Here is a 13,888-nt window from a genome sequence, read left to right on the forward strand (position 1 = left end):
CCAGATAAGAAAAGAGAGCGAATTCGCTCTCTTTTTTGATTTCAAATCGATTAGTTACGCCAGAAGGCTGGGAAAAACACCACTAAGACGGTCAGTATTTCCAGGCGCCCCATCAGCATTCCGAAGCTCAGGACCCATTTGGCGAGATCCGGCAGCGTCGCAAAATTGCCGGTCGGGCCAATGACATTTCCCATCCCCGGTCCGACATTTGCAACCGCAGTGACTGCCCCGGTAACACAGGTTATCGGGTCTAACCCCAGTACGCCAAGTATTGCGGCAATAAGTACGATCGTTATGATGAAGGTTAAGGCGAATGCGACCACTGAGCGAACGATGCTTTCGGTGACCGGACGACCGTTATAACGCTGGATGAACATTCCTGACGGATGGATCAGCTGCATCATTTGTTTGCGCAATAAGGCAAAAGCGACCTGAAAGCGGAAGATCTTGATCCCGCCTGCAGTTGAACCCGAACACCCCCCGACCACCATGATAAAGGCAAAGATAATGCTTGGCAGTGGGCCCCAGGAAGTAAAGTCATCAAGGCCGAATCCGGTGGTGGTCACGACTGAAATTATGTTAAACAGCGAAACTCTAAATGCATCGCTAAAGGCGTAATCCAGTTTCCAGGTTAACCACAATGCCACGACCAACCCTGCAGTCAGGACTAATAATGTGAAGCCGCGTACCTGGGCATCGGTCAGTAGTGCTGCTGCACTTTTTTTCCGTAAAACCTGGACGAATAGCAGAAACGGTAACCCACCCGCGAACATGAAAACAATGGCGACCCAGTGAGCACTGTTGGAAAAGTGATTCATTGAACCATCAGAGGTTGAGTAGCCTCCGGTTGATAAGGTGGTGAACGCATGGTTAATGGCATCGAAGGTGTTCATTCCCGTCATGATAAAACCGAGAATGCACAGCAGGGTCAGGACCAGATAGACGATAACGATATTCTTCGCCACGCTCTTGGTTCTTGGTGAGCTTTTCTCTGACCAGTCTGATGATTCCGTCTGGAACAGGCGCATCCCCCCGACGTTGAGCATCGGCAGTATCGCGACCCCCATGACAATGAAGCCAATGCCCCCGAGCCATTGTAAGGTGGATCGCCATAGCAAAATACTCGGTGCCATATCATCCAGACCGCTGAGTACCGTTGAACCGGTCGTGGTGATCCCCGACATGGTTTCAAAGTAAGCATCGGTAAAGCTGATATGGTTGATAAACACGAAGGGTAATGCGGCAAAGGCACTGGCGATAGTCCACACCAGAGTCGTGATCAGGAACATATCTCTGACCCCTAATTTAAACTCCTGGGTACGGCCAAATGTCAGGCACAGAAAAGCCACGGTATGTGTGATGAATACCGCAATGGCAAAATCGATAAACCCGCCGGTACCGGTAAAAAAGGCGACCAGAGTCGGGACGTACATGAACAGGGCGATCTTAGATAGAACCAGCCCAATAACGAACAATATGGGACGAAAATTGACCATAATTTTTATACAGGTAGTCTTACAAGAAGAACGGGCTTGGTTGGAATAAGCGCTCAACATCTGGGATATATTTTTTATCAACCAAGAACATCACGACGTGATCATCCTGCTCAATTAATGTGCGGTCGTGGGCAATCAGTACTTCATCGCCACGAACCACTGCGCCAATGGTGGTGCCCGGTGGAAGCTTGATATCACCAATGGCACGGCCAACGACTTTCGAGGTGCTGGAATCACCGTGGGCGATAGCCTCAATGGCTTCAGCAGCCCCGCGGCGCAATGAAGATACATTGACAATATCGGCTCTGCGAACATGGGTCAGCAAGGCTGAAATGGTTGCCTGCTGTGGGGAGATCGCGATATCAATATTGCCGCCTTGCACTAAGTCCACATAAGCACCGCGCTGGATCAGCACCATGACTTTTTTGGCACCCATGCGTTTGGCGAGCATCGCCGACATGATGTTGGCTTCATCGTCATTGGTTACCGCAATGAACACATCAATTTGCTCAATGTGCTCTTCGCTCAGCAGTTCCTGATCTGAGGCATCCCCACAGAATACGATGGTATTTTCCAGCATTTCTGACAGATTTTCTGCGCGTTCAGGATTACGTTCAATCAGCTTAACACTGTAAGACTGTTCCAGACGACGAGCCAGACCTGCCCCGATATTACCGCCGCCGACAATCATCAGACGTTTGTAAGGTTTCTCAAGACGTTGCAGTTCACTCATTACCGAGCGGATATGGTTACTGGCTGCCACGAAGAAGACTTCGTCATCAGCTTCGATAATGGTGGTGCCTTGCGGTCGAATCGCCTGCCCCTGACGAAAAATGGCCGCAACACGCGTATCGACATGCGGCATGTGTTCGCGAAGTGCCGACAGGGCATTACCGACCAGTGGGCCGCCGTAATAGGCTTTAACTGCCACCAGGCCGACTTTATCTTCAGCAAAACCGACCACCTGCAGGGCGCCTGGATATTCGATCAAGCGTTCGATATACCCGGTAACCAGCTCTTCCGGGGCAATCAGGTGATCAACCGGTACTGCATCTGACTGGAATAACAGCTCTTTTTCTTTGAGGTATTCCGGCGATCGGATGCGGGCGACCCGATTGGGAGTATTGAACAGAGAAAAGGCTATTTGACAGGCGATCATGTTGGTTTCGTCAGAGTTAGTGACGGCAACCAACATGTCGGCATCCTGAGCGCCAGCTTCACGCAAGGTGCGGGGGTGGCTGGCAAAACCTTGTACGACTCGTAGGTCATACTTATCCTGCAATTCACGCAGGCGTTCAGGGTCTTGATCAACGATAGTAATATCATTGTTTTCACCGACAAGGTTCTCAGCCAGTGTGCCACCGACCTGGCCGGCGCCGAGAATGATAATTTTCATAGCATGTGCCTGATTATATTCTTCTGTATAGGTTACGACGACTACAGTACCAGAACATACTGAGATGTTCTGGTTGATAACGAGTTAGCCTTGTGACCGTTAGCTCTTTTGTAACACGGCGTAGTAGAAACCATCCATGTCTGATTCACCCGGTAAGATCTGGCGACCAGGCTGTTCTGGATCGCTGTCGGCTTCTTGACCTCGATTGATCAGGGTTGCATCAGCGGTACGAGCCAGGAAGTTTTTCACTTGCTGGCTGTTTTCCTGCGGTGTGATCGAACAGGTTGCATAGACCAGAGTGCCGCCAGATTTCAGCTGCTGCCACATCGCGTCGAAAATCTCAGCCTGCAGGCTGGCCAGCGCTTCGATATCATCAGCGCGACGTAACCACTTGATATCAGGGTGACGGCGGATAACACCGGTTGCAGAGCAAGGGGCATCAAGCAGAATACGATCGAACTTCTCACCTTGCCACCAATCGGCAGGATAACGTGCATCAGCGCACAGTACCTTTGCATCTAGCTGCAAGCGTTCTAGATTCTCGTGAACACGCTGCAGGCGCTTTTCATCGCAATCAATTGCCACTACTTGGGCTGTTGGCTGACGTTCCATAATGTGGGCCGTTTTACCACCGGGTGCTGCGCAACAATCGAGGATTAATTCACCAGCTTGTGGCTGCAGGTAATCGACAGCCAATTGTGCGGCACCATCTTGTACCGAAGACCAACCATCAGCAAAGCCAGGTAGCTTGCTCACATCACAAGGAGCCAATAAACGTAGCGCGTCAGCGGCTTCTGGGTGTAATTCGGTTTCGATACCCGCCTCATCAAGAAGCTGGCGGTATTCATCTCGGGTGTGGTGCTGGCGGTTTACCCGTAACCACATTGGTGCTTTGGTATTATTTGCTGTAACAATCGCTTCCAGTTGTTCCGGGTAGCTTTGTTTTAGTAGCTTTAGCAACCAGCCTGGGTGACCATATTTACCAGCATCATGGCTCATTGCCTTGGCATCTAAACTTTCCTGCTGGCGCTGGTAGTTACGCAAAATGGCATTAATTAAACCGCGTAGCTGGGGTTTCTTGAGATCTTTGGTCGCATTAACGGTTTCAGCGACTGCCGCGTGAGCGGGAATACGCATGTAGCCTAGTTGGTACAAACCCACCAAAATTAAATGGTGGAATACACGTTGTTTACCTTTCAAAGGTTTATCCATTAGCTGTGTCGTAATGGATTCTAAACGTGGCAACCAGCGTAGTACGCCGTAGCAAATCTCTTGCAGCAAGGCATGGTCACGATCTCGAATTAGCTGCTGGGCTGCAGGTAGTGCAGCTGAAAGGGATTGCCCCTGATCAACAACCTGATAAACAACTTGGGCTGCTGCGGCTCTTACGTTCATACGTATTTCCTGAAATTGGTTTCCATGTAGCCATTCACCATCTTGCTACTTCGCTCAATAACGGCATCGAAAGCGCTCCATTATACGGATAAATTGTGTATAAACATGACACGCATTCTTTTTTGCTTTTGAACTCAATAGCGTCGAGTTGAACCGCTACAGGCAGAGTAGTTATATTTTTCAATGATCTGGAAAAGAAAAAAGCCAGTGGCTGGGCACCGGCTTCAGACTTCAAAATTACAGTTCGGTGCCTGGTTCAAACCATTCTCGGCGCGAGTTGAGTAAATCTTGCGCTTTCATCGCTTTCTTACCAGGAGGTTGAAGCTCGGTGAGGCGTAATACACCTTTTCCGGTCGTGACAGCAATGCCTTGCTTGTCTGCGGACAAGATCGTACCCGGAGCCTTACCCTGGTTGTCATCTTCAACTGTCGCTTGCCAGACTTTGACATTTTGTCCGGCAACTTCAAAGAAGCTCATCGGCCATGGATTGAAGGCGCGAATGCAGCGCTCAATGGCGGCGGCATCCATGGTCCAGTCAATCTTTGCTTCTTCTTTGCTTAATTTCTTCGCGTAGTTTGCCAATGCATCGTTTTGCTTTTCAGCAACCGCCGTACCAGCGGCAATATTGGCTAAGCAATCAATCAATGCATCAGGACCGAGCCCGGCCAGCTTTTCATACATGGTGGCGCTGGTGTCTGCGGCTTCAATGGGTAAGGTTGCGATGCTCAGCATGTCACCGGTATCGAGGCCTTCGTCCATCTGCATGATGGTGACGCCCGTTTCTCTATCACCCGCCCAGATGGCGCGCTGAATAGGTGCCGCTCCACGCCAGCGTGGTAAGATTGAGCCGTGAACATTGATACAGCCCAGTTTGGGTGTTTCCAGCACTTCAGTTGGCAGGATCAGACCATATGCCACGACGACCATGAGATCGGCATTGAGTGCTTTCAGTTCTTGCTGAGCTTCTTCATTGCGCAGCGATGCGGGCTGATAAACCGGAATATCACTCTCTAAGGCGATATTTTTAACTGGGCTGGCGGTTAATTTTTTACCGCGGCCTGCAGGGCGATCCGGTTGAGTGTAAACGGCGATAACTTCATGCTGTGAAGACAACAACGCCGCCAGATGACGGGCGGCGAAGTCAGGTGTACCAGCAAAAACAATACGTAACGGTTTGCTCAAGGTAACCTCGAATGATTAATTTTTGTCGTTAAAACGCTTCAGCTTTTCTAGCTTTTGCTTGATGCGCTGACGCTTCAGTGGCGACAGGTAGTCAACAAAGAGTTTTCCTGCCAGATGGTCAAGCTCATGCTGCACACAGATAGCGAGCAGATCATCCGCCTCAAAGCTAAATTCATTACCATTGCGATCAAGGGCTTTTACCGTCACTTCCGCAGCGCGCGAAACCAGAGCACGTGCTCCGGGAACGGATAAGCAGCCTTCTTCGATACCATCTTCACCGCGTTTGTCGGTGATTTCTGGGTTGATCAGTACCATGGGTTGGTCGCGTTCTTCAGAAATATCAATCACAACTATACGCTGATGGATGTCAACCTGGGTTGCTGCCAGGCCAATACCTTCTTCGTCGTACATGGTTTCTAACATGTCATCGACAATTTTCTGGATTTCAGGTGTGACGGCTTCTACGGGTTTGGCGACAGTGCGTAAACGCTCATCAGGGAATATTAATACTTGCAATACTGACATAGATACTCGAAAAAATTGAACTGTGCTGAAAACGGAAATAGCTTACTTGCTCTAATTCTAGTCATTTTAAAGATCAAATAACAGCATTGGCTGTATAACATCGTCAGTGATAATCATTGAAGGCAGGGATTCTTTGCATTATTAGTCAATAGAATGAACAAATTGTCGTGTAGTAGATTAGGGGGCTACCAGCAGACTTGGTGAGTATCAGATGTATTTGGAACAATGAAAAGTTGAACTGTGCCCAAAACCATTGTCAGCTAGTCAGGTTGCCTTGGACATCTTTCTAAGCGGATGACACCTTTGATTCTTGTATTTATATAATTCTGTGGTTATCTACAAGGAAGGCTCGACATGAGAGTGTGCGTCTTATTGCTTATTTTGATTTCTTCATTTTCTGTTTGTTGGGCGCATGCGGTGTTACCCAGTGTAAAGAAAAATATTCTTGAGGTTTATACAGTCAAAAAAGGCGATACCTTATGGGATATATCGGCATATTTTCTTGAAAATCCTTGGTTATGGCCACAACTTTGGCAAGCGAATGGTTATATTAAAAACCCGCATTTGATCTATCCGGGTGATCAATTACACCTTGTATGGGTCAATGACCGTCCTCAGTTACAATTTAAAAAAAATGTCGTACTCTCCCCCCAAATTCGCGTTAAACACTCTGCGATTACCACATTACAAGAAACGTTGATATTTCCTTACCTAGCTGAAAATAAATTAATCACCGAGCAAAGTCTCGCTCAACTTCCCCGGGTTTTGGGGGCAAGTGAGCAGCGAGGATATATGTCTCGCGGAGACAAAATTTGGGTTGATTCTGAGTTATTGCTAGGCACCGAGTGGTGGGTGTATCGTGTCGCCGCGGAGTTTGTGCGAAAAGATAAGCCTGATGGAAAAGTGATATCACTCAAAGAGGTTGCAAGGCTTAGAACGTCGGAAATACAAGAAAATATGAGCTTAATGACGGTGGAATCTTGTCGGCAAGAGATCAGTCAAAACGATATTTTATTGCCTGCTCCCATAACGGTTTCAGACGTTGATATGCATTTTTCCCCATCAAAGCCGCCAGTTGATACTCAAGCGAGTGTTTTGGGGCATTTAGAAGGACATCGCTATATTGCGACGTCTCAAGTCGTCGTACTTGATCGTGGTCATTTGGATAATTTAGCTGCGGGTAATGTATTGCAGTTATTTAAACCTGGTGCAAAAGTAACAGGGAATAAAGGTGACTATGCTTATAAAAATGAACATGGCTGGTTATCTGAAAAACAACAGCTTAGCCGTTCTCTCGTTGGTGAGGTTATGATTATCCGACCATATGAATATTTTAGTTTGGCGGTAGTAACCCGTAGCCTTGAACCTTTTCGTGCTGGAACACTTGCTTTACCTCCGCGTTTAACTGACCGATGAGTAAAACATTAGAGAGTTGGCTGATCCTGGCTGCTGTACCTTATTTAGGCGGCAATCGGATCAGTAAGCTCTTACAGCATGCAACTCCACATCAATTGCTCACGATGCCCGCTGAACAACTGCGGTTAATCGGACTCTCAGAGCAACAGGTTCATGCCCTTCACTATCCTAAACGCCAGCGTATTGATGCCTGTTTGGCTTGGGCTGAGCAAAGCGAGCAATCTATTCTAACGCTCGATTCACCGCATTACCCTGCGCTTTTAAAAGAGATAGCTTCTGCTCCCCCATTATTGTTCGTTCGTGGTGAACCGCACTGGTTGCGCGAGCCACAGCTAGCGGTCATCGGTAGTCGCACAGCCAGTATCGATGGTCGTGAGGCTGCGTATCATTTTTCTGCCGCGCTGGTGGCCGCCAATTATGTCGTCACCAGTGGTTTGGCTTTAGGTATTGATGGGCAGGCACATTACGGGGCACTAAAGAATGGCGGAGCGACGGTTGCAGTATTGGGTTCAGGACTGAATCATATCTATCCCGCCCGGCATCGTGACTTAGCCCTTCAAATTACGGAGCAAGGCGCACTGGTTTCTGAGTTCTGGCCGGATGAAAAACCGCGGCCACAAAATTTCCCGCGTCGAAATCGAGTGATCAGCGGGCTGTCAGTTGGCGTATTGGTGATAGAAGCGGCAGAAAAAAGTGGTTCGTTAATTACGGCACGTTATGCGCTTGAACAAGGACGGGAAGTCTTCGCGTTGCCTGGCTCGATTCAAAATCCAGCCAGTCGGGGTTGCAATGCCTTGATTAAATCTGGTGCTAAACTGGTAGAAAGTCCGGTCGATATCTTTGAAGAGGTGGGAGCTCTAACAGAATGCGCAATAAGTAACCAAATGAACTTGTCATTGCCACAACCTGAAAATGAAGAATTGCCATTTTCAACGGTGTTGGCTAACGTAGGCAATGAGGCAACACCCGTAGATGTAGTTGCTGAACGCTGTAAACAACCCGTACATGAAGTTATGATGCAATTATTGGAACTAGAATTGCATGGTGTTGTCACTACAGTGCCCGGTGGTTATATCAGAACGAGGAGGGGCTAGTCATGATGGACATTCTAATGTACCTGTTTGAAACCTATATCCACAGCGATGTGGAGCTATTGGTTGATCAGGATGAGCTTTCCGATGAGCTTAGCCGTGCTGGATTTCATCAAGATGATATCTATAAGGCTCTAACGTGGTTAGAGAAACTTGCAGCACTGCAAGATACTGACGATACGCCTTATATGAACGATAGTGCGGTCACGTCGATACGTGTTTATATTCCGCAGGAGATGGCACGCCTGGATGTAACGTGCCGTGGCTTCTTAACTTATCTGGAACAAATTCACGTCTTAAGCGCCGATACCCGTGAAATGGTTATTGATCGTGTGATGGAGCTGGAAACAACAGAATTTGTGTTAGACGATTTGAAGTGGATCATTTTGATGGTGCTGTTTAACGCACCGGGCAATGAAAATGCCTATAGCCAAATGGAAGATCTGCTCTACGGTGCTGAAGACGGCTACATTCATTAATTACCTATAACCCTGCCCTAGCGAGTGAAAATGTTGTATGGCCGGTAAAATTAACGACCAGTTATTTAGTGCTCATGAGCACGCGTTAGAGCAAGAACAATCCTGCCCCAATTGTGGTGGTGTGTTGGCGATGCGCTATGGCAAGCGCGGCCCTTTTCTTGGGTGCTCGAATTACCCAGAATGTAATTTTATTCGCCCGATAAACCACAACGATGGCCACATTGTTAAACACCTTGGTAAGCCTTGCCCGCAGTGTGAAGACGAACTGGTATTACGCCAGGGTCGTTTTGGGATGTTTATTGGTTGTGCCAGCTTCCCAGATTGCCAGCATATTGAGCCGTTAGAGAAAAAAACCGACGATACCCAGATTTTGTGCCCAGATTGCCACAAAGGTTATCTTGTTCTGCGTAAGTCTCGTTACGGCAAAGCCTTTTATGCTTGCGATCAATATCCAGCATGTCGTTTTGCAGTGAACAACAAACCTGTTGCTCAGCAATGTGAAGAATGCGGATTCCCTTTGTTAACAGAGAAAAATCTCGCCAGTGGCACTAAGCTGCAATGTGCCGATAAGAAATGTCACCATATTCAATCATAATTGCTCTCGATCTCTTTGGAAATTCGGCTATAATTCTTACGCAATCGTTTACGTCACTTAAATATGGAAGGAAAGCTGATGACTAAGACATTTGTTGCTGTTTTGATGGGATCGGATTCGGATTTGCCAGTAATGCAGGCAACTCTTGATGTTTTAAAGTCTTTTGAAATTACTACGGAAGTGAAAGTTACTTCGGCTCATCGTACACCTGCAGCAACTCACGCTTATGTGACGGATGCTGAAGCGCGCGGTTGTGGCGTATTTATTTGTGCGGCGGGTTTGGCTGCCCACTTAGCGGGTGCCGTTGCGGGTATCACCACATTACCGGTTATTGGTGTGCCGATCGATGCTGGCCCGCTTCAAGGGATGGATGCTCTACTGTCAACGGCAATGATGCCTGGCGGGGTGCCAGTTGCGACGGTTGCTATTGGTAAAGCGGGCGCGAAAAATGCGGGTTATCTGGCGGCACAAATTCTTGCAACTGGCGATAAAGAGCTCGCACAGGCCGTGAAGGCTGAGCGACAAAAGAACGCTGAATCAGTCATCGCGAAAGATGCTGCTTTACAAGAGCGTCTAAAGGGTTAAATAATAGCCATGAATTCAAGAGGCGCTCTCTTTAGAGCGCCTTTTTTATTGCATTTAATATGGTTATTGATGAGGTCGATATGGACAACTTGCAACAAGTTGTAGCTGCGTTAAAAGACGGTGAAGTCATTGCTTATCCGACAGAGGGCGTGTTTGGGGTTGGTTGCGATCCTGATAATCAACAAGCTGTCGAAAAACTATTAACCTTAAAACAGCGTCCTGTTGAAAAAGGATTGATCCTGATTGCTGCTGATTATCAGCAGTTGTTGCCTTATATCGATGATAGCCAGCTGACTGAGCAGCAAAAGCAGAATATTTTTGCGACCTGGCCTGGTCCTGTTACCTGGGTAATGCCAGTGAAAAAAAATGTACCGGCTTTTCTGACCGGGCAATTTAACTCAATCGCGGTACGTGTCAGTGATCATCCTTTAGTACAACAGCTCTGTACTCACTTTGGTAAACCTATCACTTCAACCAGTGCTAACTTAACAGGGCTGCCGCCATGTAAAACGGCTACTGAAGTCTATGATCAGCTGGGCGAACATCTAAGTGCTATCTTAGAGGGTGAGACTGGCGGGCGAGAAAATCCGACTGAAATTCGTGATGCATGCAGTAATAATGTGTTGCGCCAAGGCTAGAAAATGGCAGTAAGGTCCGTACGGTCATACAAGGAGAAATGATGGAGCACGTCGATAAACATGCTGTAAAAGCTTTTTTACTCTCACTCCAGGATAGAATTTGCCATAGTCTGGAACGTCAGGACGGTACGGCAATATTTGAACAGGATGAGTGGCTGCGCGAACAGGGTGGTGGCGGACGTAGTCGTGTATTGCGTAATGGCAGTGTGTTTGAGCAGGCGGGTGTCAATTTTTCTCATGTTTTCGGCTCCAAAATGCCGGTATCGGCGACTGCGCACCGTCCTGAGCTTGCGGGGCGTAGCTTTGAAGCAATGGGTGTTTCTTTGGTGATCCATCCTGGTAACCCGTACATTCCGACCTCTCATGCTAATGTACGTTTCTTTATTGCCGAGAGAGAAGGTGAAGCCCCGGTATGGTGGTTTGGTGGTGGTTTTGATCTGACTCCTTTTTATCCTTTTGAAGAAGATTGCCAGCACTGGCACGATACCGCGAAAGCGATTTGCGCCCCTTTTGGTGAGGATCTTTATCAACACCATAAAGAATGGTGCGATAAATACTTCTTTTTACCGCACCGCAATGAAACCCGCGGCGTTGGCGGCCTGTTTTTCGATGATCTCAATGAGTGGGGTTTCGAGAAAAGCTTCGCGTATCTACAGGCGGTTGGTAACGGTTACTTAGACGCTTACTTACCCATTGTCGACAAGCGCCAACATACGCCATACGGTGAACGTGAGCGTGAATTCCAGTTATACCGCCGTGGTCGCTATGTTGAATTTAATCTGGTTTATGATCGCGGTACCCTATTTGGCCTGCAAAGCGGTGGACGTACAGAATCGATATTAATGTCGATGCCGCCATTGGCCCGCTGGGAATATTGCTATGAGCCGAAACCGGGATCGCCAGAAGCCAATCTCTATGAGAATTATCTTAAGCCGCGCAAATGGTGATTATATTAACTGTTTGAGCTTGAGATTGAGCAATGATAGGGTCGATTTATCGCCCTTAACTATTTTGGACAGAAATTTCACATGGATAAGTACGTCGTTTTTGGTAATCCCATAGGCCAGAGCAAATCCCCTTTTATTCATACCCTGTTTGCCCGTCAAACTGGCCAAGCGATGACGTATACCGCAGAGTTAGTGCCTATTGATGGATTTGTTGCGGCCGCAGATGCTTTCTTTGCTTCTGGTGGTCGGGGTTGCAATATCACAGTGCCCTTTAAAGAACAGGCCTACCTGTATGCGACTCAGTTAACTGAGCGTGCAAAGTTGGCGGGTTCCGTGAATACATTAAAAAAGCTCGACGATGGTGCCATTTTAGGTGACAACACCGATGGTGAAGGTCTGGTACAAGATTTATTGCAAAATCAGGTAGAGCTGTCGGGCAAGCGGATCTTATTAGTTGGTGCTGGTGGTGCAGCCCGGGGGGTTATTCTCCCCTTGCTGGCTCAAAAACCTGAAGCGGTTGTTATTACCAATAGAACCATAGCAAAAGCCCAGCAACTGGCCGAGTGCTTTTCTGCTTATGGTTCGGTTTCCGCGCTTGGGCTTGATGAAGCCACTAAGCCTGATTTTGATGTCATTATCAATTCCACATCAGCCAGTTTAAGCGGCCAGTTACCCGGTTTGTCAGATAGCCTGATCAAACCGCAGATGACTTGCTACGATATGGTGTATGGCTCTGGTGTTACGACCTTTAACCTATGGGCGCGTGGTTTAGGGGCAGGAAAGGTGCTTGATGGTTTGGGGATGTTGGTTGGTCAGGCTGCTGAAAGTTTTATGCTATGGCGAGGTATTCGCCCCGGAGCGAAACAGGTCCAACGCGAACTTCGACGTGCATTACAAGATTAAGTGGAACAACAATGAATCAAGATATTTTATTTGCTGACATCCAAAGTTGGGATAACGATAAGCAGGCAGTCAACTTTCCTGCGCAACAAGCGGGTGCATTAATCAGCTGCTGGGTGAGCCTGCAATGGCTCCAGCAGAAAGCTGCGCAAGAGTTGACAAAAGAATCGGAGATCTTAGCGGTGTTTTCTGCCAATCGTTTCGACTTAGAAGAATTGGCAGAAGAACTGATTGAGGACGAAGCGTTTGATAGCGAGGGACAGATCCTTATTGATTAAGGGTTCTCATTACCAGCAAGGTACTCATTCTTCAATCTGACATAGTTATCAGCAGAAGCCGGCAGAAAAGCGCGCTCCTTTTCATTTAGCGGACGTGCTTGTTTTACCGGGTTACCTATATAAAGGAAACCGCTCTTTAATGTTTTGCCCGGTGGGACTAAGCTTCCTGCACCAATGACCACATCATCTTCGATGATCGCACCATCCAATAAGATGGCCCCCATCCCCACTAACACTCGATGGCCAACCTGACAGCCATGCAGCATTGCCTTATGTCCAACAGTGACATCATCGCCAATAAGTAAAGGATGGCCATCCGGTTTATCGGCAGTCTTGCGAGTGACGTGCAATACCGTACCATCTTGAATATTGCTACGAGCACCTATTTTTATCGGGTTTACATCGCCCCGTGCGGCGACTAATGGCCAGATACTGGCATCATCACCCAATTCGATATCGCCAACTAATACTGCTGAGCTATCGATATAGGTATTTTCACCAAGAGTTGGCGTTATTCCTTTATATGATCTGAGGGCTGAATGCATGAAGTACACCTTAACTGAAGTCATTTTTAAAGAATAGCGAAGTCATGATGTGATTTGCACCGATAAATAGGGCATTTGAACGATAATTGCGCATCCAGGCAAAAATGACGAATTTATTTTAAAACGCCCCTTGCCAATGTGATCGAACTCTCTATAATGCGACCTCACTGACACGGAGCGCGGCGCTAAGCCAGCAACCAGTCAGTATGTTCTTTAACAATTTGACCATGCAATCTGTGTGGGCACTCGTGAAATGATTCGTCGAAAGATTTATCAATGAACTGAGTGACCGGACGATATGGTTCCTGCAGAGGAATGATATTGGCACAGTCAATTTACGTTTCAACTTCGGTTGAAACAGAAAATCAGTAAAAATCATTGAGCCGTATCGAAAGATACAACAAAACTTTAATTGAAGAG

The 13,888-nt window shown here is 47.6% G+C and carries 15 protein-coding genes; 9 read left to right on the plus strand and 6 right to left on the minus strand.

From position 1 onward, the window contains the following. Positions 1-50: 50 nt before the first annotated feature. The 5 genes from C9I89_RS20095 to def form a co-directional block, all read right to left on the minus strand. The gene (locus tag C9I89_RS20095; RefSeq protein WP_107285106.1) at positions 51-1,496 is read right to left on the minus strand and encodes a TrkH family potassium uptake protein; all 1,446 of its coding nucleotides are present in this window, start codon (positions 1,494-1,496) and stop codon (positions 51-53) included. A 19-nt stretch (positions 1,497-1,515) separates the two neighbouring features. Then, positions 1,516-2,892 (minus strand): Trk system potassium transporter TrkA, encoded by a 1,377-nt coding sequence (gene trkA / locus C9I89_RS20100; RefSeq protein ID WP_107285107.1) that lies wholly within the window; start codon positions 2,890-2,892, stop codon positions 1,516-1,518. Positions 2,893-2,991: 99 nt separating this feature from the next. Next, a complete protein-coding gene (gene rsmB / locus C9I89_RS20105) occupies positions 2,992-4,287 on the minus strand; it encodes a 16S rRNA (cytosine(967)-C(5))-methyltransferase RsmB (RefSeq protein WP_107285108.1) in 1,296 nt (431 codons plus the stop codon). Between the two features lie 237 nt (positions 4,288-4,524). After that, complete coding sequence (fmt, locus tag C9I89_RS20110; protein ID WP_107285109.1) at positions 4,525-5,469, minus strand: methionyl-tRNA formyltransferase; 945 nt, start codon at positions 5,467-5,469, stop codon at positions 4,525-4,527. A 15-nt stretch (positions 5,470-5,484) separates the two neighbouring features. Then, positions 5,485-5,994, minus strand: coding sequence for a peptide deformylase (gene def / locus C9I89_RS20115; RefSeq protein ID WP_107285110.1), 510 nt, complete (start codon positions 5,992-5,994; stop codon positions 5,485-5,487). A gap of 354 nt (positions 5,995-6,348) precedes the next feature. Here def and C9I89_RS20120 point away from each other — a divergent pair, with 354 nt between their 5' ends. From C9I89_RS20120 to C9I89_RS20160, 9 genes are all read left to right on the plus strand, one after another. Beyond that, a complete protein-coding gene (locus C9I89_RS20120; protein ID WP_107285111.1) occupies positions 6,349-7,410 on the plus strand; it encodes a LysM peptidoglycan-binding domain-containing protein in 1,062 nt (353 codons plus the stop codon). Next, positions 7,407-8,504 carry a DNA-processing protein DprA gene (gene dprA / locus C9I89_RS20125; protein WP_107285112.1) on the plus strand — a complete coding sequence of 366 codons (1,098 nt, stop codon included), beginning with the start codon at positions 7,407-7,409 and terminating at the stop codon, positions 8,502-8,504. The genes C9I89_RS20120 and dprA overlap by 4 nt, the downstream gene beginning before the upstream one ends. A gap of 2 nt (positions 8,505-8,506) precedes the next feature. Then, positions 8,507-8,980 carry a DUF494 family protein gene (locus tag C9I89_RS20130; RefSeq protein ID WP_107285113.1) on the plus strand — a complete coding sequence of 158 codons (474 nt, stop codon included), beginning with the start codon at positions 8,507-8,509 and terminating at the stop codon, positions 8,978-8,980. A 37-nt stretch (positions 8,981-9,017) separates the two neighbouring features. Then, a complete protein-coding gene (locus C9I89_RS20135; protein ID WP_107285114.1) occupies positions 9,018-9,575 on the plus strand; it encodes a DNA topoisomerase family protein in 558 nt (185 codons plus the stop codon). A 78-nt stretch (positions 9,576-9,653) separates the two neighbouring features. After that, positions 9,654-10,160: a 5-(carboxyamino)imidazole ribonucleotide mutase gene (purE, locus tag C9I89_RS20140; RefSeq protein WP_107285115.1), complete on the plus strand. Its 507-nt coding sequence runs from the start codon at positions 9,654-9,656 to the stop codon at positions 10,158-10,160. Positions 10,161-10,240: 80 nt separating this feature from the next. Then, positions 10,241-10,798, plus strand: a complete 558-nt coding sequence (gene tsaC, locus C9I89_RS20145; protein WP_107285122.1) for an L-threonylcarbamoyladenylate synthase type 1 TsaC — start codon at positions 10,241-10,243, stop codon at positions 10,796-10,798. 41 nt (positions 10,799-10,839) lie between these two features. Next, positions 10,840-11,745, plus strand: a complete 906-nt coding sequence (hemF, locus tag C9I89_RS20150) for an oxygen-dependent coproporphyrinogen oxidase (RefSeq protein ID WP_107285116.1) — start codon at positions 10,840-10,842, stop codon at positions 11,743-11,745. An 81-nt stretch (positions 11,746-11,826) separates the two neighbouring features. Further along, complete coding sequence (gene aroE / locus C9I89_RS20155) at positions 11,827-12,648, plus strand: shikimate dehydrogenase (protein WP_107285117.1); 822 nt, start codon at positions 11,827-11,829, stop codon at positions 12,646-12,648. An 11-nt stretch (positions 12,649-12,659) separates the two neighbouring features. Then, positions 12,660-12,923, plus strand: a complete 264-nt coding sequence (locus C9I89_RS20160) for a DUF1488 family protein (protein ID WP_107285118.1) — start codon at positions 12,660-12,662, stop codon at positions 12,921-12,923. Here C9I89_RS20160 and C9I89_RS20165 read toward each other — a convergent pair. After that, positions 12,920-13,468 (minus strand): gamma carbonic anhydrase family protein, encoded by a 549-nt coding sequence (locus C9I89_RS20165; protein WP_107285119.1) that lies wholly within the window; start codon positions 13,466-13,468, stop codon positions 12,920-12,922. The two genes, C9I89_RS20160 and C9I89_RS20165, sit on opposite strands and share 4 nt — an antisense overlap. Positions 13,469-13,888 lie beyond the last annotated feature (420 nt).

This window comes from Photobacterium lipolyticum, assembly GCF_003026475.1.
In the GTDB taxonomy this organism is placed as follows: Bacteria; Pseudomonadota; Gammaproteobacteria; order Enterobacterales; family Vibrionaceae; genus Photobacterium; species Photobacterium lipolyticum.

Excerpts from the sequence above, each read along its gene's own strand:
- C9I89_RS20130 (WP_107285113.1), top strand. The coding sequence starts at position 8,507 with ATGATGGACATTCTAATGTACCTGTTTGAAACCTATATCCACAGCGAT.
- C9I89_RS20160 (WP_107285118.1), top strand. The coding sequence starts at position 12,660 with ATGAATCAAGATATTTTATTTGCTGACATCCAAAGTTGGGATAACGAT.
- dprA (WP_107285112.1), top strand. The coding sequence starts at position 7,407 with ATGAGTAAAACATTAGAGAGTTGGCTGATCCTGGCTGCTGTACCTTAT.
- rsmB (WP_107285108.1), bottom strand. The coding sequence starts at position 4,287 with ATGAACGTAAGAGCCGCAGCAGCCCAAGTTGTTTATCAGGTTGTTGAT.
- C9I89_RS20135 (WP_107285114.1), top strand. The coding sequence starts at position 9,018 with ATGGCCGGTAAAATTAACGACCAGTTATTTAGTGCTCATGAGCACGCG.
- purE (WP_107285115.1), top strand. The coding sequence starts at position 9,654 with ATGACTAAGACATTTGTTGCTGTTTTGATGGGATCGGATTCGGATTTG.
- tsaC (WP_107285122.1), top strand. The coding sequence starts at position 10,241 with ATGGACAACTTGCAACAAGTTGTAGCTGCGTTAAAAGACGGTGAAGTC.
- trkA (WP_107285107.1), bottom strand. The coding sequence starts at position 2,892 with ATGAAAATTATCATTCTCGGCGCCGGCCAGGTCGGTGGCACACTGGCT.
- C9I89_RS20165 (WP_107285119.1), bottom strand. The coding sequence starts at position 13,468 with ATGCATTCAGCCCTCAGATCATATAAAGGAATAACGCCAACTCTTGGT.
- C9I89_RS20095 (WP_107285106.1), bottom strand. The coding sequence starts at position 1,496 with ATGGTCAATTTTCGTCCCATATTGTTCGTTATTGGGCTGGTTCTATCT.
- aroE (WP_107285117.1), top strand. The coding sequence starts at position 11,827 with ATGGATAAGTACGTCGTTTTTGGTAATCCCATAGGCCAGAGCAAATCC.
- C9I89_RS20120 (WP_107285111.1), top strand. The coding sequence starts at position 6,349 with ATGAGAGTGTGCGTCTTATTGCTTATTTTGATTTCTTCATTTTCTGTT.
- hemF (WP_107285116.1), top strand. The coding sequence starts at position 10,840 with ATGGAGCACGTCGATAAACATGCTGTAAAAGCTTTTTTACTCTCACTC.
- def (WP_107285110.1), bottom strand. The coding sequence starts at position 5,994 with ATGTCAGTATTGCAAGTATTAATATTCCCTGATGAGCGTTTACGCACT.